The organism is Curtobacterium sp. LFS084, assembly GCF_047977705.1.
Classification (GTDB): domain Bacteria; phylum Actinomycetota; class Actinomycetes; order Actinomycetales; family Microbacteriaceae; genus Curtobacterium.
This window is the reverse complement of record NZ_JBFPFM010000025.1, coordinates 1-20,805: the sequence shown is the minus strand read 5'-3', so window position 1 is coordinate 20,805 and position 20,805 is coordinate 1. Positions and strand designations below refer to the sequence as shown.

Here is a 20,805-nt window from a genome sequence, read left to right as displayed (position 1 = left end):
GGGAGCGCGGACGCTCCCCGTGGTGTCAGGCGCGCGCCGTCGGCACGCCGTTCAGCGATCCGAGCGGGATCCGCGCCGTCGCCTCGGTCGGACCGCCCTCGGGGCTGGACACCGTCAGTTCGCCGTCGAGCGCACGCATGCGGCCCATCAGCCCCTCGATGCCGTGCCCTTCCTGCGGGCGGGCGCCACCGCGGCCGTCGTCGGTGACGCTGACCGTGAGGTACCAGAGGCCGGAGGCGTCGACCACGAGTCCGAGGTACACGCCCGCGGCTGCGGCCCCGGCGTGCTTGGTGGTGTTCGTCAGCAGCTCGCTCACCGTGAAGTAGACGTTGCGCTGGATCTCGGTCGCGAGTTCGAGCCCGTCGGGCAGGCGGACGTCGAGTCCGACCGGGATCGGGGTGCGGGCGACGAGGGCCTCGAGCGCGGCGACGAGGCCGCGGTCGAGCAGGATGGGCGGCGCGAACCCGCGGGACAGGGCGCGGAGTTCGTCGAGGGCGTCCTGGGCGTGCTCCGACGCCTCGCCGATGAGCTGCTTCGCCTTCACCGGGTCCTTGTCGAAGGCGCGCTCGGCGGCGGACAGGTCCATGCGCAGCCGGACGAGGCGCTGTTGCGGGCCGTCGTGCAGGTCGCGCTCGATCTGCCGGAGCGCCTGGCCCTCGGCCGTGACGGCGCCGGCACGCGACGCCTGGAGCCCGGCCACGCGACGCTCCAGCTGCTCGGCACGGAACCCGCCGAGCAGCCCGAAGTCGATCCAGAAGTGGGCGATGACCGAACCGCGGGCCCACAGCGGGAACAGCACGACCGAGGCGGCCATCGACAGGAGCCCGAGGAACCCGAAGCCGACGACGGAGGCCGTTTCCCACCCGAAGTACTGCGCGCTCACGCCGTTCACGAACGCGAATCCGGCGAGGCCGATCGGCCACACGAAGCCGGCGAGCAGCAGCGCCCCCGCGCCCACGGTGCAGAGCGCCGCGATCGGGTACACGACCGCCGCGTGCAGCAGGTACAGCCAGTAGTGCGGGTTGGCGACGGCCGAACCCGTGCGGGTCCACCAGTTCTGCTGCCACCTCGGCGTCCAGTCGACCGGCCGGATCGGACGGCTGTCGGCCCATCCGATGCGGAGCTTCTCGAACTGGCCGAGCCACCGCGCCACGAACAGCGCGATGAAGAACATCAGCAGGACGAACGGGTTGAAGAGGTCACGGAAGCCCCCGCCGAAGATCGCCGCCGGGAACGCGGCGTAGAGCGTGCAGAGCAGCACCGCCGTGAGCGCCATGTACCCGAAGTCGCGCGGCAGCCGCTTCCACGCCTCGCGGTAGAACGCGCCGGCTGTCATACCCGTGCCCGATCCCGATCCGCCGGACGTCGTCACGGTCGGCGGCGGGACCGCGGCGCCCTGCCCGCTCGGCGGCGGCGTCGACGACCAGCTCGACGGCGTGGGGTTCGGCTGGGCGGGCATCGGTTCGGTGGCTCCCGGCGGGACGGAGTCGTGCAGTGGGACGGTCTCGGCCTGGTCGAGGCGGGCGGTGTCGGTCATGACACCCAGCCTCGCGATCACCGGGCCGATCCCCCATCCTGCCCCCTCCCGGACCCGGGGTGGGGTTATCCCCCGCCCGGGAGTACCGTGACGGCCATGGGGAACGACAACGGGGTACGGATCGTCTCGGCGACCGCGGTGGTCGGGGCACTCGTGTACGGGGTGCTCGGGCTCGGTGACACGGCGGTGCTGCAGGTGCCGTGGTGGCCGGTGGTGCGGCTCGGCGCGTCGGTGGTCGCCGGCGTGTGCGGGGTCGTCGTGCTCGTGGCCGCGCTCCGCGCACGGGACCGGCGAGCCGGGGCCTTCGGCGTCGCCGTGCTCGCGTTCGCCCTGGCCTGGTTCCTCCCCGGCGCGCTGGCCACCGCCCTGTACTGGGTCCCGCCGGCGGCGCTCGTTGCGTTCGGCGTGCTGACCGTCCGCGGCCTGCGCGGGCCGCAGCGCACGGTCGGCTGGATCGTGACGATCGCGGCGGCGCTGTGGTTCGTCGCGTCCCTCCTGACGCAGACGGTGCCACCGCCGTCGACCGCGCAGGAGGTGCTCGTCGTGGTGTACGCGATCCCGGGCCTGCTGCAGGCGGTCGCGTTCCTCGCCGCGGCCGTCCTCGTCGCGGTGCCCCTCCTCCGCGTCGTCGGGCGAGGTGCCGGTGCGCTCTGGTCCTCCGCCGAGGTCCGCTGACCCGCACGCTCCACAGATCCTCCGCGGGCCCGGTGCCGCCTGGGCGCCCCGTGGCACGGTCGCTGCGTGACCGATGCACTCCGAGCACTCGTCGACGCCGTCGGCCTCGACGTCCGGTACGGCGACGAGGTCCTCGCCGACGACGACCGGTGGACGCTGGACCTGGGGGCGACCGACAGCCACGTCTGGGTCGCCTCGTCCGCCCGCACCGAGGTGTGGATCCGCCGTGACGACGACGTCGGCGTGGTGGCTCCGGGGACCGCGGCGCTCGTCGCACCCGGGGCGGCGGTGACGATCGGCACCGGTCCCGACCGCTCCGCACCGCCCTCGGCCTGCGACGACTGGCCCGCTCCGACCGGTGTGCACTGGGGCACCGCGACGTTCGGTCCGTTCGTGGACGAGGCGCTCGGGCTGGCGCCGTACCTCCGCACCGAGCCGCTCGATGCTCCGTGCACGGACGTCGTCCTCGCACTGGCGCACCTCCGGTCGCTGGTGGCCGGCAGGTGGCACGCGGCGCACCGTGATGCGCTCGCCCGGGTCGTCGTGATGAGCGTGGTCGAGGACAACCCGCCCGCGTTCCTCCGCGACGCCAGCCTCACCCGCTGCATCGACCGACTCCTCGACAGCGCCGGCCCCGTGCCGATCGACGACCTGCGACGCGGCACCGGTCTGTCCGCGAGCACCGTGCGGCGCCGGTTCCGCGCGACCACCGGCTGCTCGCCCGACGAGCTGTGGCGGTGGTTCCGGTCGCTGCCGGTCCGCGCGGCACTCGCCGCCGCCGACGCGGACCCAGCCGTCGTCGCTGCGGACGCCGGGTTCAGCACCACGGGCTCGATGCGACGCTCGCTCCGGCGTGTCCGCGCGCCCGACGTCCGTGTTCCGCCCGCGCTGTGACCGTCCTGGTTCGCGATTGCCGGGATCCGCGAACCGGAACGGTCACGCGCCGGAAAGCCTGCGCGGTTCCCCGCTCAGACCAGGCCCGCGGCCACCTCGGGCGACTCCGAGGGGATCGCCCACGGTTCCGAGCTCATGCCGCCACCGGCCCGGATCGAACGCACGGAGCCGTCGGCGTCGCGCTGGTAGGTGATGTCCTCGTCGATCGATCCGAAGCGGTTGCCGTGGGTCATCCGGAGGGTGTCCGCGTCGACGACCTCGAGCCGCGTCGGGGTGACGAGCGGCTCGGGGCTCGACGGGTCGACCTCGACGAGCCGGTCCCCGATCCGGGCGATGTCGCTCACGCCCCAGGGGTTCGCGAAGCGACCGGTGAACGTGCTCGTGTCGACGTCGGCCGGCACCGGCGTGCCCGGGGCACCGGCGTCGGCCGCTGCGTCGAGGAGTTGCACGATCGCCGTGGCGATGAGGGTCGCTGGGCCGGCCGCCGCGCTCGTCAGCACGGACACGACGAGCCCGGACGCGGGGTCGAACAGCGACTGCGTGATGTGCCCGGGGAAGCCGCCGGAGTGGCCGCGGACCTCGCGGCCACCGATCCGGTCGACGATGAACCCGGCGCCGTACCCGCGGGCCGCCGGGTCCTCCGTGGCGCTCCAGGCCTTGCGCTGCGCGAGTCGCTTCGAGTGGTCGCGGAGCAGGGTGCCGCGGCCGATGACGTGCTGCGAGAAGTACCGGACGAGGTCGGACGCCGTGCCGTGGAACCCCGTCGCCGCCGCCATCGCTCGCGTGTCGACGTGGTCGAGGCGGTGCCGGGTCCGCGCGGTGTGGAACCCGGAGTAGCCGACCACGAAGTCGTCCGCGCGGGTCGGATCCCAGTCGGGACCGGTGTTCCGCAGCCCCAACGGCTCGGTGATCGACTCGCGGACGAAGTCGCCGTAGGACTTCCCGGACACCGCGGCGATGACGAGCCCGAGCAGCGAGTACCCGAGGTTCGAGTAGTTGAACGACGACCCTGCGGGGACCTTCTGCCCCCGGTCGAGGACGAGCGCGAGGAGCTCCTGTTCGTCCGGGAATGGACGTCGCTGCGACCAGTAGTCCCCGTCGTGGCCGTCCCGGATGACCCCGGCGCCCATCTCCATGAGCTCGCGGAGGGTCGCGTCGGCGAGCGGCGAGCCGCCGTCCACGAGCGCGGGGACGTAGGTGCCGACCGTGTCGTCGAGCCGGAGCGAGCCCCGCTCGGCGAGCTGCAGCAGCGCGGTCGCGGTGAACGTCTTCGAGTGCGAGGCGATGCGGAAGAGGTCGGTCGTGGTGAGGCGGCGTCCCGCTTCGACGTCGGCGTACCCCCAGGCCTCGTCGAACAGGACCGCACCGTCGTACGCGATGGCGACCTGCACCCCGGGGACGCGCAACTGCCACACCTTGTACGCGACCCACTCGCGGACGTAGGGCAGGACGGTCTCGTACGCGGCGCGGTTCGACATGCCGTCCACCCTCGCATGTGCCACGCTGGCGTGCATGCGACACACCCCGCACTTCCTGATGACCGACGTCGACGAGGTGCGGCGCCTCATCGGGGAGCACCCGTGGGCGACGATCGTCTCCCACACCGACGCCGGTCTGGTCGCGTCGCACTACCCGTTCCTCCTCGAGACGCCGGCACCGGGCGACGACCCCGACGGCCTCGTGCTCGTGTCGCACGTCGGACGCCCGGACGAGGTGGCCCACGAACTCGGACGACACGAGGTGCTCGTGGTGTTCCAGGGTCCGCACGGCTACGTCTCCCCCGCCTGGTACCCGCCGGAGCAGTTCGTGCCGACCTGGAACCACGTGACCGCGCACTGCTGGGGCACGCCGGAGATCCTGTCCGACGACGAGAACTTCCGCGTCCTCGGCGAGCTCGTCGACCACTTCGAGCGGGTGATGCCGGAGCCCGTGTCGCTCGAGGTCGACGAGGAGACGGCACGCCGGATGGCGAAGGGCACCGTCGGGATCCGCATCCGGGTCACCCGGTTCGACGCCCGCGCGAAGCTGTCGCAGAACAAGGCGCCCGAGGTCGTGGACCGGATCGTCGAGGGCCTCCGTTCGGACGGTCCCTACGCCTCGCCGGCGCTCGCCGACGAGATGGCCCGGGCACACGCGGCACGCGCGGCGACCCAGGAGGCGCGGTGAGCGAGGTCCTGCTCCGCACCGTCCGACGGGTGGGCACGTCCGGCGCCCCGTCCGACGTCCGCATCGTCGACGGTCGGGTCACCGCCGTCACGCCGGCCGGCACGCTCGAGGCCACCGACGCCGACACCGACGTCGTCGAGGCCGCCGGCGCGTGGCTCGGCCCCGGGCTCGTCGACCACCACGTGCACTTCGACCAGTGGGCCCTCGTCCGCCGCCGCGTCGACGTGTCCACCGCGGACTCCGCCGAGGCGACGGCGGACCTCCTCCACGCGGTGGCCCGCACCGGTGTGGCGGACCGTGTCCTGATCGGCCACGGCTACCGCGACGGGATGTGGCCCCGCCCCGCGCGACGCGAGCTGCTCGACCGGGTCGACCCGCGCCTCCCGGTCGTCGTCATCAGCGGCGACCTGCACGCGGTCTGGTGCAACGCCGCGGCGCTGGAGCACTTCTCCGGCGTCCTCGGACGCCCGCTCTCCACCGGCGACGACGGCGTGCTGCGCGAGCAGGACGCGTTCGACGTGACCGGCGCGCTCTCGCGGGTGCCGGACGAGGTGCTCGACGGCTTCGTCGCCGACGCGGTCGACGCGGCCGCCGCCCGCGGGGTGACGCGGGTGCGGGACCTCGAGATGGTGTTCGGACTGGACCGCTGGACCCGGCGCGTGCAGGCCGGCACCGACGGCCTCCGCGTCGACTCGGGGGTCTACCCGAACGACCTCGACGCCGCCGTCGCGCGCGGACTCCGGACCGGTGACGTCGTCCCGGGCACTCGGGGACTGGTGCGGATGGGGCCGTTCAAGGTCATCACCGACGGGTCGCTCGGCACGCGGACCGCGGCGATGACGTCGGGCGGGGGCGTGCTGGCGTACGCGTTCGAGGACCTCGTCGAGATGGTCCGCCGGGCCGTCGACGCCGGACTCGTGCCCGCCGTCCACGCGATCGGCGACCGGGCGAACACGCTGGCCCTCGACGTCTTCGAGACCGTCGGCGCCCGCGGCACCATCGAACACGCCCAGCTGCTCGCCGACACCGACGTCGAACGGTTCGCCCGACTCGGGGTGGCCGCGTCCGTGCAGCCGGAGCACGCGATGGACGACCGCGACGTCGCCGACCGGTACTGGGCCGGGATGACCGACCGGGCGTTCCCGTTCGCCTCCCTCGACCGTGCCGGAGCCCGGCTGCTGCTCGGCTCGGACGCGCCGGTGGCGCCGCTCGACCCGTGGGTGTCGATGGCCGCGGCCGTCGGACGCGACCGGGACGGCCGTGAACCGTGGCACCCGGCTGAACGGCTCGCCGTGTTGACCGCCTGGCGCGGGTCCACCGAGGGCGGTCGGGTCGGCGTCGCCGTCGGCGACGTCGCGGACCTCGTCCTGCTCGAGGCGGACCCGCTCGATGCGACCGGGTCGGGACCGCTCCGACGGGCGCGGGTCCTCGGGACCGCGATCGCCGGGCGGTTCACCCACCGCGAGGTCTGACCGGCGCTACTTCTGGTCCTTCGGGCACCAGTAGAGCTTCCGGCCGGCCATGTCGGCCACCCGGATCTCGGTGCCGCAGACCCGGCACGGCTGCCCCTCGCGGTGGTAGACCCAGTGCCGGTCCTTCCGCGACCGGACGGCCTTCGCGTGGTCGCTCTTCGACAGGCCGTCCATCGTGAGCATGAGGCCGTCGCGGACGCCGTCGTGCAGGAGCTTCGACCAGTCGTGCCAGAGCGCCTTGGCCTGCTTCACCGTGATCTTCTTGCCGGGCTTGTACGGGTCGATGCGCTGCCGGAACAGCAGCTCGGCGCGGTAGATGTTGCCGATGCCGCTCACGACGGCCTGGTCCATGAGCAGCTGCCCGATCGCGACGTTCCGCTTCCGGACGTTCTCGACGAAGGTCTTCTCGGCCTCGGGCCCGTCGTCGTTGATCGGGTCGGGACCGAGCTTGTCGAGGGCCTTCTGCACGCCGGCGGGGTCCTCGACGACGCACGCCGTCGGGCCGCGCAGGTCCGCGACGGTGTCCTCGGTGAGGATCCGGACGCGCACCTGTCCGACCGGGTCCGGCGGGAAGGCCTCGATCGGGTCCTCCGCCTTCTCCTGCTCGGCCATCCGGTAGCGGGCGAGCCGGGGCGCGCCGATCGACGACAACGACTCCTCGCCGTCGCCGTCCTCGGACAGCGCCTCGGCCGACGAGATCACGCCCGCGAAGTCCCACGCGCCGTAGAGGCCGAGGTGCACGCGCAGGAACCGGTCGCCCTCGAACTCGAGGAACATCTGCTTGCCGACCGCCCGGGCGGCGACCATGCGCGTGCCGTCGAGCTGGGCGGCGCCGGCGGCGAACCGACCCTGCGGACTGGACACCTCGCAGCGTTTGCCGACGAAGTGCCGGGAGAACTGGTTGGCGATGCGGTGGACGGAGTGACCCTCGGGCATGGGACCTGTCTACTCGGCCGAGCCGTCGATCTGCTTGCCGGCGATGTGCCCCGTCGTCTCGTACTCCGCGAGCTGCGCGATGCGACGGGCGTGGCGCTCCTCGCCGGAGAACGGCTCGGCGATGAACAGGTCGACGAAGCGGATCGCCTCGTCCTCGGTGTGCTGGCGAGCGCCGATCGAGATGACGTTCGCGTCGTTGTGCTGGCGCGCGAGGAGGGCGGTCGACTCGTTCCACACGAGCGCGGCACGGACGCCCTCGACCTTGTTCGCGGCGATCTGCTCGCCGTTGCCGGAGCCGCCGAACACCACGCCGAGCGCCTGGACGCCGGCGCGCTGGTCCTCGACCACGGCGTGCGCGGCGTTGATGCAGAACGAGGGGTAGTCGTCGAGCGCGTCGTACTCGGTCGGACCGTGGTCCACCACGTCGTGCCCGGCCTCGGTCAGGTGGGTGGCGAGGGTCTTGTTGAACTCGAGGCCGGCGTGGTCCGTTCCGAGGTGGATGCGCATGGCATCGATCCTATTCCTGCGCCTACTGCCCCCGGACCACGACGACGACGTACCGGGTGGGCTCCTCGCCCGGGTTCCGGTACACGACGTCGGCGGGCTCGCCGAGCTCGATGCGGTCCCCCGCCGCGAGCCGCGTCGGCTCACCGCCGACGACGAGTTCGAGCACGCCGTCGACCACCCAGATGCAGTGGCGCAGGAACGCGTAGGCGGACGCCGGGTAGGCCACTTCGCGGCCGGCCGGGAGGCGCACCTCGGTCACGTCCGCGGGGAAGGCCGCACTCGAGACCGGACGGCGGCGGTACCCGGTGTCGGGATCGGTCCAGGACTCGGCGGTCGCGCCGCGTTGGATGCCGCGTGCGTCGTCGGGATCGGTCGCCCTGGGCACCTCGTGCTCGAGGGCCTCGTCGAGGAGCTGCGAGATCGTCAGGCCGAAGGCGCCGGAGAGCCGCCCGAGGATCGTCGCGGTGGGGCTGGAGACCCCGCGCTCGACGCGGTTGATCATCGCGCGGGAGACACCGGACTCCTCGGCGAGCTCGGTGAGGCTCCACTTCCGTTCGGTGCGGAGCCGCTGCAGGCGCTCGCCGAGTCGTCGCTGGTCGGCGTCGTCCGCGGTTCCGGGTTCCGACTCCGGAGCGTCTACGATGTGAGACATGACGACAGCATATGCGACGAACGGTTCGGGTCCGGTCACCGTCCGGGAGTGCGAGCCGCGCGACCTCGACGTCGTGCACGCCCTGCATGTCGAGGCTGTGCTGCACTCCACCGCGATCTGGCAGGACGAGCCGCACCCGCGATCGTACTTCGACGGCTGGCTCGCCGAGCGCCGTGGTGCCGGGCTCCCCGTGCTCGTCGCCGAGGAGGACGGTGTCGTCGCCGGCTACGCGAGCTACAGCGGGTTCCGGCCGCACGCGGGCTACCGGCACACGGTCGAGCACAGCGTCTACGTGGTCGAGGCGTTCCGCGGGCGGGGTGTCGCGACGGTGCTCATGGGCGCTCTGGTGGACCGTGCACGAGCCGACGGCCACCACGTCATGATGGCGGGCATCTGCTCGTCGAACACGGGGTCGATCGCGTTGCACGAACGGCTCGGGTTCGAGACCGTCGGCGTGCTGCCCGAGGTCGGACGCAAGTTCGACCGCTGGCTGGACCTGACGCTCATGCGCCTGCCCCTCGCCTGACGGAACGGACGAGGCGGTGGCGAGCCGCGCCTCCCGTCAGTCGGTGGTGTCGAAGATCGGGCCGACCGTGCGCGAGCGCTTGAGCTCGAAGAAGCCGGGGTACTTCGCCACGGCGACGACGCCGTCCCACAGGTCGAGCGCCTCCTGGCCCGTGGGTGCCGGAGAGATGACCGGTCCGAAGAAGGCGGTGCCCTCGACGGCGATGACGGGCGTCCCGACGTCCTGACCGACCCGGTCGATGCCGTCCTGGTGGCTGGCGCGGACGGCCTGGTCGACCTCGTCCGTCCAGGCGTCCTCGAGCAGGTCGGCGTCGAGCCCGAGTTCCGCGAGCACCGCCGGCACGACCTGCTCCGGGTCCTGTTCCTGGCGGTGGTGGATGTGCTCGCCGAGCGCGTCGTAGAGCGGCTTGACGACCTCCTGGCCGAGGCGGAGCCGTGCCGCGGTCACGATGCGGGGGTAGACCTGCCCCGCGGTGAGGCGCTCGCGGTAGGTGTCCGGGACGTCCTGGTGCTCGTTGAGGACGAACAGGCTCATCACGTTCCAGGTCACGTCGAGGTCGCGGTGCCGGGCGACCTCGCCGACCCAGCGGCTCGTCATCCAGGCCCAGGGGCAGTTCGGGTCGAACCAGAACTCCACAGCGGTGCGGTCGGCGGTCGTCTTGTCCACAGTCGTGTCGGTCACGGATGCGAGCGTACGCGCGCTCGCTAGGCTGGAGGCGACCGTCCCGCCGGTGCACGACGCCGTGCCGGGACTCCCCTCCACACGGACAAGGACCGTCCGTGTGCAACCGCGAAGATGGAGCGTCCGTGCCCGGAGAGAACCTCACCCGAATCGAAGCCCAGGAACGTGCCGCGATCGTCGACGTGCAGACGTACGACGTCGAGCTCGACCTGACCCGCGGCGCCGAGACCTTCGGCAGCACCACCCGCGTCCGCTTCACCGCGACCGCCGGTGCGTCCACGTTCATCGACGCGATCACGAAGACCGTGCACTCCGTCACCCTGAACGGCACCGCGCTCGACGTCGCCGCGGTGAACGACGGCGTCCGCATCCAGCTCGACGACCTGCAGGAGCAGAACGAGCTCGTGGTCGTCAGCGACGCGCTGTACACGAACACGGGCGAGGGCCTGCACCGCTTCGTCGACCCCGTCGACGACGAGGTCTACCTGTACTCCCAGTTCGAGGTGCCGGACTCGCGGCGCATGTTCGCCGTGTTCGAGCAGCCCGACCTCAAGGCCGAGTTCACCTTCACCGTGACGGCGCCGTCCCGGTGGCAGGTCGTGTCGAACTCCCCCACGCCCGAGCCGCACGTCGACGGTGACATCGCCACGTGGGCCTTCCCGCCCACCGCGACCATCTCGAGCTACATCACGGCGCTCATCGCCGGCCCGTACGAGGTCGTCCGCGACGAACTGACGAGCAGCGACGGCCGCACCATCCCGCTCGGCGTCTTCGCGCGGAAGTCGCTCGCCGAGTACCTCGACCCCGAGTACGTCTTCGAGACGACGAAGAAGGGCTTCGCCTACTACGAGGAGAAGTTCGACGTCCCGTACCCGTTCGAGAAGTACGACCAGCTCTTCGTCCCGGAGTTCAACGCCGGCGCGATGGAGAACGCGGGCGCGGTCACGTTCACCGAGACCTACGTCTTCCGCTCGAAGGTGACCGACGCCATCAAGGAGCGCCGGGTCGTCACGATCCTGCACGAGCTCGCGCACATGTGGTTCGGCGACCTGGTCACCATGAAATGGTGGAACGACCTCTGGCTGAACGAGTCGTTCGCCGAGTGGGCCTCCACGATCGCCACGGCCGAGGCCACCGAGTGGACCGAGGCGTGGACGACGTTCCAGGCGATGGAGAAGTCCTGGGCCTACCGCCAGGACCAGCTCCCCTCGACGCACCCGATCGTCGCGACGATCAACGACCTCGAGGACGTCCAGGTCAACTTCGACGGCATCACGTACGCCAAGGGCGGCTCCGTCCTGAAGCAGCTCGTGGCGTGGGTCGGCATCGACGCGTTCTTCGCGGGCGTCTCGGCGTACTTCAAGAAGCACCACCACGGCAACACCGAGCTGCGCGACCTGCTCGTCGAGCTCGAGGCCACCAGCGGCCGCGAGCTGTCCGAGTGGTCGAAGCTGTGGCTCGAGACCGCCGGCGTGAACACGCTCCGCCCCGAGATCGAGGTCGACGAGTCCGGCGCGATCACGTCGTTCGCCGTCCTGCAGGAAGCGCCGGCCGACCACCCGACGCTCCGCCCGCACCGCCTCGCCATCGGCGTGTACGCCTTCACCGAGCACACCGACGCCCCGTTCGGCGCCGACACGGCGTCCTCCGGCGGCAAGCTCGAGCGCACGCACCGCGTCGAGATCGACGTCGACGGCGCCCGCACCGAGGTGCCCGAGCTCGTCGGCGTGCAGCGCGGCGACCTCGTCCTGCTCAACGACGACGACCTCGCCTACGCGAAGATCCGCCTCGACGAGCACTCGCGCCGGACCGCCATCGAGCACCTCGCCTCGATCGCGAACCCGCTCGCCCGCTCCATCGTCTGGGGGGCGATGTGGGACGCTACGCGCGACGCCGAGTCCCCCGCGAGCGACTACGTCCGCCTGGTCCTCGGCAACATCGCCACCGAGACCGAGTCGACGACCATCCGCACGACGCTGTCGCAGCTCCTCCTGACGACGCGCAACTACGTCGCGCCGGCGAAGGTGGACGCCACGGTCCGCACCGTGGGCGACACGCTCTGGAACCTCGCCTCGAGCGCCGAGGCCGGTTCGGACGCGCAGTTCCAGTTCGTGAAGTTCTTCGCGCAGATCGCGTCGACGCCCGAGCACGTGGCGACGCTCGCCGGGCTGCGCGACGGCTCGGTCACGCTGAGCGGTCTCGAGATCGACACCGACCTGCGCTGGGAGCTGCTCGAGGGTCTCGTGCTCGCCGGTGCCGCCTCCGGTGCCGAGATCGACGCCGAGCTCGCGGCCGACAAGACCGCGTCGGGCGAACAGGCCGCCGCGCGTGCCCGTGCGACCATCCCGACGGCCGAGGGCAAGCTCGCGGCGTTCTCGTCGCTCGTGGACTCGGCCGAGCTGCCGAACGCGATCGTGCGCCAGACCACGGTCGGGTTCCAGCACGTGAACAGCCCGGTCGTGCTCGAGGGGCTCGTCCCGAAGTACTTCGACGTGCTCACGCGCATCTGGGCCGAGCGCAGCTACCACATGGCCGACACCATCGTCTCGGGGCTCTACCCGGCGCCGCTCGCGTCGGCCGAGCTCCGGGACGCGGCGGTCGCGTGGCTCGAGGCGCACCCCGAGACGCCGGCGCTCCGTCGCATCGTGTCCGAGAGCGTCGCCGGGACCGAGCGCGCCCTGCGGGTCCAGGCAGCGGACGCCTGAGCAGCGGATGAGGATCGGCGGGGTCCTGGCGTTCCCCAGGGGATGCCAGGGCCCCGCCCTCTAGCATCGACCGGATCATGACCTTGGTTGCAGTTCCCTCCCCGACCCCGTCCGGCGCGGCAGAGGCCGTCTCGCAGTCGTTCGGCGAGTTCGTCGACACGTGGCACATCCCGATCACGATCGTCATCACGATCCTCGCCGCTCTCGTCCTGCGGCTGATCCTCCGGCACTCCATCAAGGGGATCGTCGACCGCGTCGTGACCGGTGTGAAGAAGCGCCAGGGCGCGACGGACACCCAGGCACTCATCGCCTCACCGATCCAGACCGCCCGGGTCGTCCAGCGCACGCGCACGCTTGGCAGCGTGCTCGAGAACCTCGCGACGGTGATCGTCGTCGTGCTCGCGCTCGTGGTGATCATCCCGCTGGTCATCCCGAACGCCGCGGTCGGCATCGTCGGTGGCGCCTCGCTCGTCGCGGCCGGGCTCGCGGTCGGCGCGCAGAGCATCGTGCGCGACCTGCTCTCCGGCATCTTCATGATCCTCGAGGACCAGGCGGGCGTCGGCGACGTCGTCGACACGGGCCAGGCGACCGGCGTCGTCGAGAACGTCGGGCTGCGGGTCATGCAGATCCGTGACGTGAACGGGATCCTCTGGTTCGTGCCGAACGGGCAGATCCTGCGCGTCGGGAACCTCTCGCAGGGCTGGTCGCGGGTGCTCGTCGACATCACCGTCCCGTACGACACCGACATCGACGCCGTGCAGGACGCCCTCCTCAAGGCGGCGGTCACGATGTCGCAGGAGCCCCGGTGGCGCCAGCGCATCGTCGAGAAGCCGGAGATCTGGGGCATGCAGTCGATCACCGACGCCGGCATGGTGTTCCGCCTCGTCGTGAAGACCCGGGCGTCCGAGCTCGACGTCGTCGGCCGCGAGCTCCGGGTCCGCCTGAAGCACGCCGTCGACGAGCTCGGCGTGACCCTGCCCGCCATGGCGATGATCATGCCCGCCGGGTGGGAGAACGCCACCTCGATCAACGGCCTCCGCACCGTACGCACCCAGCCCACACCGGCACCGACGAAGCCGCGGCGCAGCCGGAACCTCCTCGGTCAGCCGATCCGGACCGACGACCCCGACTCCGGGAAGGACCCCCGATGACCGACCCCACCCCGCCCGCCCAGCCGATCACGCTGCGGGTCGGCCAGCACGGCGCCTCGGCCACGGGTTCGCTCTACGAGCGCATCGGCGGCGCACCCGCCTTCGACCGCCTCGTCCGCCGCTTCTACGAGGGCGTGCAACAGGACGACGTCATCTGGCCGATGTACCCGGCCGACGACCTCGAGGGCGCGATCTGGCGCCTCTCGACGTTCCTGCAGCAGTACTGGGGCGGCCCCGGCACGTACAGCGCCGAACGCGGTCACCCCCGGCTGCGGATGCGCCACCAGCCGTTCCGGATCACGCCGGAGGCGCGTGAGCGATGGCTCCACCACATGCGCGACGCGGTCGAGTCGCTCGGCCTCGCACCCCTCGACGAGGCCGAGCTGTGGGCGTACCTCGACCGCGCGGCGCACGCGATGACGAACACCTTCGACTGACGTCAGCGGACGCCCGAGCCGTCGGCGAGGTCCTGCACGAGGGTGGGCCGGGTCGGGTTCCACCCGAACACGGTGCGCGCGTGTGCGCCGGAGGCCTCCTGGTGGAGCAGCAGCGCATCGGCGGAGTCGGCGCCGAGGCGCTCGCGGCTGGCGTCGACGCTCTCGGCGACGACCGGCGAGCCGTGTGCGCCCGCCTCCGCGATCTCGCGGACCGTCGGGTTGTCGCCGGTGGCCGCGACGACGTAGCCGTCCTGCTCGCCGCGGTGGAGCGCGAGGACGTAGAGCTCGCCGAGGTCGTCGACGTGCACCGTCGTCCACCGCTGGGAACCGTCGCCGACGAGCCGGACCTCGTGATCGCCGTCGCCGACGAACATCGCGGGGATGCCGGCTCCGCGGCCGTACACGATGCCAGGGGCGATGATCGTCGTGCGGACCGCACTGGCCCGCACCGTGGCCTCGTTCGGCACCCGCCACGCGGTGAGCGCGGGCGGCGACACCGGTGACTGCTCGGAGATGTCGGTGGAGTTCCCGAACGTGAAGATCCCGCCGGTGTGCACGAACGGCTTCCGGGTGCCGTCGAGCGCTGCGAGCACCGTCCGGATGAAGTCCGGGTCGATGCGCTCGGCCGAGGCGGTGTGCACCACGGCGTCCGCCTCGTGGGCGAGGCTCCGGACGACGTCGGTGTCGGTGACGTCACCGACGAGGGCATTGCCGCCGGCGTCGCGGACGGCCTGCGCCTTCTCGTCGGTGCGGACGAGGGCGGTGACCTCGTGCCCGTGGGCGACGAGTGCGCGGAGGACCGAGGAACCGATGTAGCCGGACGCGCCGGTGAGGAAGACGTGCATGGCGCCAGCCAACCACCCGCCGTCGGGAGCGGGCTGCCTACGAGGTGAGGGTCCAGGCGCGACGCTTGACGAGCACGTGCCCGCGCGACGTGGTCAGGCGGCTCCAGGGTCCGGTCTCGAACAGCCGGACGGGGTCGTGCCCGAGGAACCCGAGGCTCTCCCCCGCGAAGCCGGCACCGGCCGGGACGTGCTCGATGCCCGCGACCGGACGCCCCCACACCTCGGAGCGGACCTTGCGGACGATCGCGTCGCCCGCGTTCGTCGGGACGGCGTCGGCGACCTCGGCGATGCCGTCCCGGGCGGCACGGCGCAGGAGCTCCGGCGAGACGTCGGGCAGCGGGACCCACCCGCCCCGGGGCGGGGAGATCGCCGCCCAGGTGACCGTGTGGACCTCGAGCGGCAGCTCCACCTCGATCGGGGTCGCCCGCGTGGGGTCGGCGCCGTCGGCGTGTTCGGCGTCCTGCGCGTCGGCGAGCAGCCGCAGACGTTCCTGCAGCGAGGCGAGCGGGACGACCGCGTCGATCGTCGCCGGCTGCGCGAGCGAGAACGTCCGGAGCCCGAGCACGGTCGGCAGCTCGTCGAGCAGGCCGAGCGGGTAGAGGATCGCGGTGTAGACCGCGAGGACGCCGGAGTCCGCGATGAGGCGGACCGAGCCGTCCTCGATGCGGGCGGCCCGTCCGAGGTAGGTGCGCAGGTCCCCGAGGGAGGCTGCGTCGGGAAGCGTGAACGAGGTGCCCATGTCACCCCGAAGCCTACCGGCAGGACCCGGCGGCGCGGCGTTCGTAGACTGCACGGTGTGAACGGCGAACCGGACTTCCTGCGTACCCTCCGACTCGAGGACACGGGCGCGAGCACGGGCGAGACGATCCTCACCGGTGCGAGCCACTGGTCGCCAGGGGGCCGAGTCTTCGGTGGGCAGGTGCTCGCGCAGTGCATCGTCGCCGCGCAGGCCACCATCGAGGACCGCGACATCCACTCGATGCACGGCTACTTCCTGCGCCCCGGTGACATCGACGTGCCGATCACCTTCGGCGTCGAGCGCATCCACGACGGCCGGTCGTTCGCTGCGCGCCGGGTGCAGGCGTACCAGCGCGGCGTGCCGATCTTCTCGATGATCGCGTCGTTCCAACGCCCGGACGCCGGCGTGGAGCACCAGGACCCGTTCCCCGTCGACGTGCCGGAGCCCGAGTCGCTGCCCTCGGCCTCCTCGATCCTGTCCGCCATCGACCACCCGGTCGCCCGGGCCTGGGCGGAACGCTCGATCGACCTGCGGCACGTCGAGGGTCCGGTGTTCGTCGACGTGCAGGGCGAGCACGTCGCGCACCAGGCGGTGTGGTTCCGGGTGGAGGGCGACCTCCCCGCCGACCCTGCGCTCCACCGTGCCGTCCTCGCCTACGCGAGCGACCTGTCCATCCTCGAGCCGATCATGCGCCGGCACGGGGTCGCCTGGGGAACGCCGGGCGTGAAGAGCGCGAGTCTCGACCACGCGATGTGGTGGCACCGCGACGCCCGTGCCGACGAGTGGGTGCTCTACACGCAGGAGTCCCCGAGCGCACAGGGCGGTCGGGGACTCGCGTTCGGCCGGATGTTCTCGCCGGACGGACGGCTCCTCGCATCGGTCGCGCAGGAGGGGATGATGCGCGTCCCCCGCTGATGCACACATCGGTGCGTGATCCGTCCCACAGCGGCGCTCGAGCCGTCCTCAGCGGCGCTCGATCCGTCCTCAGCGGCGCTCGATCCGTCGTTGGGGGCCGGATCCGGTCCGTGCTACGGGCGGGAGAACGCCACCGGGGCTTCGACGTAGTCGGCGCACGCCGCTCGCTCGGCCTCGGTCAACCGGCGCGGACGGTTGCTGACCGCGTCGACCATCACGAGCGCCGTGGTCGCCCGGGTGTACAGCACCGCGGGCTCCTGTCCGACCGGTGACCAGACCTCGTAGGACACGTCGATGCTCGCCCCGCCGAGCCGCCCGATCCACATCTGGATGTCGAGCGGCTGCCGCAGGTACGGGATCGACGCGAGGTACTCGAGGCGCTGTGCCGCGATGACGGTCATCGTGCCGGACCCGGGACGGCCGTCGATGATCGGCTCGGGGACGGACCCGTCCGGCGCACGTTCCTCGGGGTCGGGACCCCAGAACCCCACGATGCGCGCCTCTTCCAGGAGACGCAGCATCGCGGAGTTGTTGACGTGCCCGTACGCGTCGATGTCGCTCCACCGCATGCGGACCGGAGCGTGCAACCGCACCACGGTCAGTCGCGGGTGAGCTTGCGGTACGTCGCCCGGCCGGGCTTCGCCGCATCGGCGCCGAGACGCTCGATCTTGTTCTCCTCGTACGCCTCGAAGTTGCCCTCGAACCAGTACCAGTTGGGGGTGCCGTCCTCGTTCAGGCCCTCCCACGCGAGGATGTGCGTCGCGATCCGGTCGAGGAACCACCGGTCGTGGGTGATGACCACGGCACAACCGGGGTACTCGAGCAGGGCGTTCTCGAGGCTGCCGAGGGTCTCGACGTCCAGGTCGTTCGTCGGCTCGTCCAGGAGCAGCAGGTTGCCGCCCTGCTTGAGCGTCAGCGCCAGGTTCAGACGGTTGCGCTCACCACCGGACAGGATGCCGGCACGCTTCTGCTGGTCCGGCCCCTTGAAGCCGAACTGCGAGACGTAGGCCCGCGACGGGATCTCGGTCTTGCCCACCTGGATGTAGTCGAGTCCGTCGGACACGACCTCCCACAGGTTCTTGTTCGGGTCGATGCCGCCACGGCTCTGGTCGACGTACGAGATGTCGACCGTCTCACCGATCTTCAGCGTGCCGCCGTCGAGCGGCTCGAGGCCGACGATCGTCTTGAAGAGCGTGGTCTTGCCGACGCCGTTCGGGCCGATCACGCCGACGATGCCGTTGCGGGGCAGCGTGAAGGACAGGTCGTCGATGATGACGCGCTCGCCGAACTGCTTGTGGAGCTTCTCGGCGTCGATGACCTGCGAACCCAGGCGGGGTCCGACGGGGATGACGATCTCCTCGAAGTCGAGCTTGCGCGTGCGCTCGGCCTCGGTGACCATCTCCTCGTAGCGGGCGAGACGCGCCTTGGACTTCGCCTGGCGTCCCTTCGTGTTGCTGCGGACCCAGTCGAGCTCCGACGACAGCCGCTTCGCGAGCTTGGCGTCCTTCTTGCCCTGGACCTCGAGGCGAGCACGCTTCTTCTCGAGGTAGGTCGAGTAGTTGCCCTCGTACGGGTACAGACGACCGCGGTCGACCTCGGCGATCCACTGCGCGACGTGGTCGAGGAAGTACCGGTCGTGGGTCACGGCCAGGACGGCACCGTGGTACTGCTGCAGGTGCTGCTCGAGCCAGAGCACGGACTCGGCGTCGAGGTGGTTGGTGGGCTCGTCGAGGAGGAGCAGGTCAGGCTTCTGGAGCAGGAGCTTGCAGAGCGCCACACGACGCTTCTCACCACCGGAGAGGTGCGTGACCAGTTCGTCCCCCGGGGGGCACTGGAGCGCGGCCATCGCCTGCTCGAGCTGCGAGTCGAGGTCCCACGCGTCCGCCGCGTCGATCTCCTCCTGCAGCGTGCCCATCTCGGCGAGCAGTGCGTCGAAGTCGGCGTCCGGCTCGGCCATCAGCGCGGAGATCTCGTTGAAGCGCGTGATCTTGGCGTGGATCTCGCCGACGCCCTCCTGCACGTTCTCGAGCACCGTCTTGGACTCGTCGAGCTCCGGCTCCTGCATGAGGATGCCGACGGTGAAGCCCGGTGTGAGCTTCGCCTCGCCGTTGGACGGCTGGTCGAGACCCGCCATGATCTTCAGGATCGTCGACTTGCCCGCACCGTTCGGCCCGACGACGCCGATCTTGGCGCCGGGGAGGAACGACATCGTGACGTCGTCGAGGATCAGCTTGTCGCCGACCGCCTTGCGGGCGCGGACCATCTGGTAGATGTACTCAGCCATATCGCGCCAAGTGTACTGACAGTGCGGGTCCCGCGTCTGCCGTGCCGTCGGTTCGCCGTATCCCGCACGGGGGCTGTTGCGCTCGCCGACTTCGACGTACGGTTTCCCCGCTCCGCACCGGGAGCAGGGTCGTCCGACCACCGGAGAGGATCAGGTCATGTTCACCAAGCGTCTGCGCCGCCTCGCGCTCCCCATCGCGGGTGCCACCGCGCTCACCGTCGCGCTCCTGGCGCCGGCGAGCGCTGCCTCGGCGGCGTCGCCCGTCCCGCACGGCAGCCCCTACGTGCAGTACACGGCGCACCTCGTGGAGAACGGGTCCGGCACCGGGTACTCGTCCTACATCAACGTCCACGACGCCCACAACAACGCCTTCGCCGTGGGGATCCAGTCGGACACCGCGTCGACCGTGAGCAAGGGGCAGCCGCGGTTCATCTGGGAGCGCGTGCAGAACGGCAAGTTCACGTACGGCTACATGGGCGGCGCGTCGCACAGCAAGACCTCGGTCGGGCTGCGCTGGTACAAGAACGACGTCGCGTCGGTCATCCTCAACAACCGCACGGTCGGCACGATCGCCCTGAACCTCGACGGACGGCTGTTCTTCAACGCCGAGGCGAACGCCCGCGTCAACGGGGACGTAGTGCACTCGCAGGTCAACGACATCTCGATCAAGGTCGGCGACTCGTCGGGCCGCACCGGGCTCGCCGGCAAGTGGGACACGAGCTTCACGTTCCACGGCCTCAAGGCGAAGCAGACGAACAGCCCGAAGGTCCAGGGCGCGAGCTTCTCGATCGACGGCCGTGTCTCGGGTCTCCCGCGTGGCGGCAACTGGGACACGACCGAGGTCGCCGGCATCGCGATGATCGCGCAGAACTGGCGGTAGCCCCGCCCGGACGGCGGCGGGTGCCGGTTCAGGCCGCGGCACGCTCGTCGCCGTCCACCGTCGGGTCGTCGCCGACCGCGTCGAACGGGTGGTCGAGGATCGCCGCCGTGTGGCGGGCCGCCTCGGCGCCGTCCGGGAGCTCCTCGACGGCGTCCGGTTCGCCCTGGTGGTCCGGTCCGACCCGGTGGTCCGGCCCGGGGCCGTCGTCGGTGGGGACGGCGCCGACCTCACCCGTGACCGGGTCCACGACGGAGACGATCGCGGGGGTGCTGCCCGGAGCCACTGTGGACTCCCCCGCGTGGCGCGGGACGCGGACCCAGTTGCTGATGCCCCACGCGAGGTCGTGCCCGAGCGCCTCGGCGTCGATCTCGACGGACGTCCCGCCCCGGCCGTCGCGCTCCCACGTGCGGATGCGGATGCGGCCGGTGACGACGATACGGTCCCCCTTCTTCAGGGAGCGGTGCACGTTGGCCGCGAGCGACCGGAAGGCGGTGACGGTGTACCAGTTCGTGGCGCCGTTGCTCCAGGTGGAGGTCGTCCGGTCCCAGCGTCGGGAGGGCGAGGCGAGGCGCATGCTCGTGATGGCGATGCCGGTGTCGGTCACGAGGTGACGCGGCTCGGTGGCGATGATCCCGCAGACGGTGATGGTGTCGTTCATGGGTCGATCGTCATCGAGCCCCGGGGGGGCCCCCCCCCCCCCCCCCCCCACAGTGTTTGGGGGGAGCGGGGGGGTGGGGGGGGGGGGGGCGGGGACCCCCCCCCCCACCCCCACCCCCCCGCACCGCGGGCCGCCCACCCCGACC

The 20,805-nt window shown here is 71.6% G+C and carries 21 protein-coding genes; 10 read left to right on the top strand and 11 right to left on the bottom strand.

The window, feature by feature from the left end:
• Positions 1-25 precede the first annotated feature (25 nt).
• On the bottom strand, positions 26-1,537 hold the full coding sequence (locus tag ACNQOV_RS12970; protein ID WP_416394921.1) for a sensor histidine kinase: 1,512 nt from the start codon (positions 1,535-1,537) through the stop codon (positions 26-28).
• Positions 1,538-1,633: 96 nt separating this feature from the next.
• On the opposite strand from ACNQOV_RS12970, the gene ACNQOV_RS12965 reads away from it, so the two are divergent.
• On the top strand, positions 1,634-2,212 hold the full coding sequence (locus ACNQOV_RS12965; protein ID WP_402264161.1) for a hypothetical protein: 579 nt from the start codon (positions 1,634-1,636) through the stop codon (positions 2,210-2,212).
• 66 nt (positions 2,213-2,278) lie between these two features.
• Complete coding sequence (locus ACNQOV_RS12960; RefSeq protein WP_416394918.1) at positions 2,279-3,106, top strand: helix-turn-helix domain-containing protein; 828 nt, start codon at positions 2,279-2,281, stop codon at positions 3,104-3,106.
• A gap of 74 nt (positions 3,107-3,180) precedes the next feature.
• On the opposite strand, the gene ACNQOV_RS12955 is transcribed toward ACNQOV_RS12960, so the two are convergent.
• Positions 3,181-4,584, bottom strand: coding sequence for a serine hydrolase domain-containing protein (locus tag ACNQOV_RS12955; RefSeq protein ID WP_416394917.1), 1,404 nt, complete (start codon positions 4,582-4,584; stop codon positions 3,181-3,183).
• A 34-nt stretch (positions 4,585-4,618) separates the two neighbouring features.
• On the opposite strand from ACNQOV_RS12955, the gene ACNQOV_RS12950 reads away from it, so the two are divergent.
• Together ACNQOV_RS12950 and ACNQOV_RS12945 are read left to right on the top strand one after the other, a co-directional pair.
• A complete protein-coding gene (locus ACNQOV_RS12950) occupies positions 4,619-5,272 on the top strand; it encodes an FMN-binding negative transcriptional regulator (RefSeq protein WP_416394915.1) in 654 nt (217 codons plus the stop codon).
• Positions 5,269-6,744: an amidohydrolase gene (locus ACNQOV_RS12945; RefSeq protein WP_416394913.1), complete on the top strand. Its 1,476-nt coding sequence runs from the start codon at positions 5,269-5,271 to the stop codon at positions 6,742-6,744. Before ACNQOV_RS12950 ends, ACNQOV_RS12945 begins: the two co-directional genes overlap by 4 nt.
• 6 nt (positions 6,745-6,750) lie before the next feature.
• Here ACNQOV_RS12945 and ACNQOV_RS12940 read toward each other — a convergent pair whose 3' ends face one another.
• From ACNQOV_RS12940 to ACNQOV_RS12930, 3 genes are read right to left on the bottom strand one after another with little or no spacing between them, the layout of a single operon-like run.
• Complete coding sequence (locus tag ACNQOV_RS12940) at positions 6,751-7,680, bottom strand: Fpg/Nei family DNA glycosylase (protein WP_402264186.1); 930 nt, start codon at positions 7,678-7,680, stop codon at positions 6,751-6,753.
• A 9-nt stretch (positions 7,681-7,689) separates the two neighbouring features.
• Positions 7,690-8,187, bottom strand: a complete 498-nt coding sequence (locus ACNQOV_RS12935) for a ribose-5-phosphate isomerase (RefSeq protein ID WP_022907460.1) — start codon at positions 8,185-8,187, stop codon at positions 7,690-7,692.
• A 22-nt stretch (positions 8,188-8,209) separates the two neighbouring features.
• Positions 8,210-8,839: a helix-turn-helix domain-containing protein gene (locus tag ACNQOV_RS12930; protein WP_416394911.1), complete on the bottom strand. Its 630-nt coding sequence runs from the start codon at positions 8,837-8,839 to the stop codon at positions 8,210-8,212.
• Between ACNQOV_RS12930 and ACNQOV_RS12925 the strand changes: the two genes are divergently transcribed.
• Positions 8,838-9,365 carry a GNAT family N-acetyltransferase gene (locus tag ACNQOV_RS12925; RefSeq protein ID WP_416394909.1) on the top strand — a complete coding sequence of 176 codons (528 nt, stop codon included), beginning with the start codon at positions 8,838-8,840 and terminating at the stop codon, positions 9,363-9,365. The genes ACNQOV_RS12930 and ACNQOV_RS12925 overlap by 2 nt on opposite strands.
• 36 nt (positions 9,366-9,401) lie before the next feature.
• On the opposite strand, the gene ACNQOV_RS12920 is transcribed toward ACNQOV_RS12925, so the two are convergent.
• Positions 9,402-10,046, bottom strand: a complete 645-nt coding sequence (locus ACNQOV_RS12920) for a DsbA family protein (RefSeq protein WP_416394907.1) — start codon at positions 10,044-10,046, stop codon at positions 9,402-9,404.
• 125 nt (positions 10,047-10,171) lie between these two features.
• Here ACNQOV_RS12920 and pepN point away from each other — a divergent pair, with 125 nt between their 5' ends.
• The 3 genes from pepN (at position 10,172) to ACNQOV_RS12905 (ending at position 14,339) form a co-directional block, all read left to right on the top strand.
• Entirely contained in the window at positions 10,172-12,751 is a 2,580-nt protein-coding gene (pepN, locus tag ACNQOV_RS12915) for an aminopeptidase N (protein ID WP_416394905.1), read from the top strand.
• Positions 12,752-12,828: 77 nt separating this feature from the next.
• Complete coding sequence (locus tag ACNQOV_RS12910) at positions 12,829-13,902, top strand: mechanosensitive ion channel family protein (protein WP_022907454.1); 1,074 nt, start codon at positions 12,829-12,831, stop codon at positions 13,900-13,902.
• Entirely contained in the window at positions 13,899-14,339 is a 441-nt protein-coding gene (locus tag ACNQOV_RS12905) for a globin (protein ID WP_022907453.1), read from the top strand. Before ACNQOV_RS12910 ends, ACNQOV_RS12905 begins: the two co-directional genes overlap by 4 nt.
• A 2-nt stretch (positions 14,340-14,341) precedes the next feature.
• Here ACNQOV_RS12905 and ACNQOV_RS12900 read toward each other — a convergent pair whose 3' ends face one another.
• Both ACNQOV_RS12900 and ACNQOV_RS12895 read right to left on the bottom strand, forming a co-directional pair.
• Positions 14,342-15,184 (bottom strand): NAD(P)H-binding protein, encoded by an 843-nt coding sequence (locus ACNQOV_RS12900; RefSeq protein WP_416394902.1) that lies wholly within the window; start codon positions 15,182-15,184, stop codon positions 14,342-14,344.
• A gap of 37 nt (positions 15,185-15,221) precedes the next feature.
• Positions 15,222-15,923, bottom strand: a complete 702-nt coding sequence (locus ACNQOV_RS12895) for a hypothetical protein (RefSeq protein ID WP_402264203.1) — start codon at positions 15,921-15,923, stop codon at positions 15,222-15,224.
• Positions 15,924-15,980: 57 nt separating this feature from the next.
• Here ACNQOV_RS12895 and ACNQOV_RS12890 point away from each other — a divergent pair, with 57 nt between their 5' ends.
• On the top strand, positions 15,981-16,838 hold the full coding sequence (locus ACNQOV_RS12890; RefSeq protein ID WP_402264206.1) for an acyl-CoA thioesterase: 858 nt from the start codon (positions 15,981-15,983) through the stop codon (positions 16,836-16,838).
• A 113-nt stretch (positions 16,839-16,951) separates the two neighbouring features.
• On the opposite strand, the gene ACNQOV_RS12885 is transcribed toward ACNQOV_RS12890, so the two are convergent.
• Both ACNQOV_RS12885 and ettA read right to left on the bottom strand, forming a co-directional pair.
• On the bottom strand, positions 16,952-17,407 hold the full coding sequence (locus ACNQOV_RS12885; RefSeq protein ID WP_031262723.1) for an acyl-CoA thioesterase: 456 nt from the start codon (positions 17,405-17,407) through the stop codon (positions 16,952-16,954).
• 29 nt (positions 17,408-17,436) lie between these two features.
• Positions 17,437-19,122 (bottom strand): energy-dependent translational throttle protein EttA, encoded by a 1,686-nt coding sequence (gene ettA / locus ACNQOV_RS12880; RefSeq protein ID WP_416394899.1) that lies wholly within the window; start codon positions 19,120-19,122, stop codon positions 17,437-17,439.
• A 157-nt stretch (positions 19,123-19,279) separates the two neighbouring features.
• Here ettA and ACNQOV_RS12875 point away from each other — a divergent pair, with 157 nt between their 5' ends.
• Positions 19,280-20,002, top strand: coding sequence for a hypothetical protein (locus ACNQOV_RS12875; protein WP_022907447.1), 723 nt, complete (start codon positions 19,280-19,282; stop codon positions 20,000-20,002).
• A 28-nt stretch (positions 20,003-20,030) separates the two neighbouring features.
• On the opposite strand, the gene ACNQOV_RS12870 is transcribed toward ACNQOV_RS12875, so the two are convergent.
• Positions 20,031-20,660 carry a single-stranded DNA-binding protein gene (locus tag ACNQOV_RS12870; protein ID WP_416394896.1) on the bottom strand — a complete coding sequence of 210 codons (630 nt, stop codon included), beginning with the start codon at positions 20,658-20,660 and terminating at the stop codon, positions 20,031-20,033.
• Positions 20,661-20,805: the final 145 nt, after the last annotated feature.